The organism is Aeoliella straminimaris, from assembly GCF_024054565.1.
Classification (GTDB): Bacteria; Planctomycetota; Planctomycetia; order Pirellulales; family Lacipirellulaceae; genus Aeoliella; species Aeoliella straminimaris.
The window spans coordinates 1-675 of the sequence record NZ_JAMXLR010000001.1; the positions used below are offsets into that span (position 1 = coordinate 1).

At 57.2% G+C, this 675-nt stretch carries 1 protein-coding gene; it reads right to left on the bottom strand.

Annotated features, from left to right (window positions below; all coding sequences use genetic code 11):
- Positions 1-675 (bottom strand): hypothetical protein (locus tag NG895_RS00005; RefSeq protein ID WP_252850377.1); only part of this gene is annotated, 675 nt, incomplete at both ends.

The window sequence follows — 675 nt, forward strand, 5'->3', positions numbered from 1 at the left end:
AAAACTCGACGGAGCCGGCACCCGTTAATGCCGTGCCGGGGCTGAACGTGAAGGTGCGGTTGAATCGAAGTGCGGCACCCTCTGGTACGTCAATCGAAGTGGTTGTTGACCCCTCGGTGAGTTTGAGTTCACCGTCGGCAACAAGGAAGTCACCCGTGTTGACTATTTCGACGTTTAACTGGGATAGCGTCGTCCCCGACTTGGAGAAGGTGCCTTCGTTGAGGATGGACGCCGAACCACTGATGATCCCGCCGCCGGCGACAACGAGTTGACCGCCCGATCGGTTGATAAACGTTTCGTTGAGCGTGATTCGACTGCTATTCGTTCGTACGCGGCCGAAGTTCTCCACGCTGCGGTGGAACGTGGCATTAAATCCAGCAACACTCAGGTCGGCATTGGCGGCTACGGTCGCCGTGCCGGTTCCCTCGAGCGTCAGACCGTTGAGCAGCGAGTTGCCGGAGAACACCACATCGCCACTCCCGCCAACCGTCGCCAATAGATATTCAACCGAGTCGAGCGTTTGGTCCGCGTTCAACAGCATGGTTCCGCTGACGATTGGAATTGTAAGTTCAGCCGGCAGCGGATTAGCAATGGTTACCGTGCCGCCTCTAAATTCGGCCGTGCCGGTGACCAGGAACTCCGCTTGCGAAAAGTCAAATACGGAAGTGGATGTGG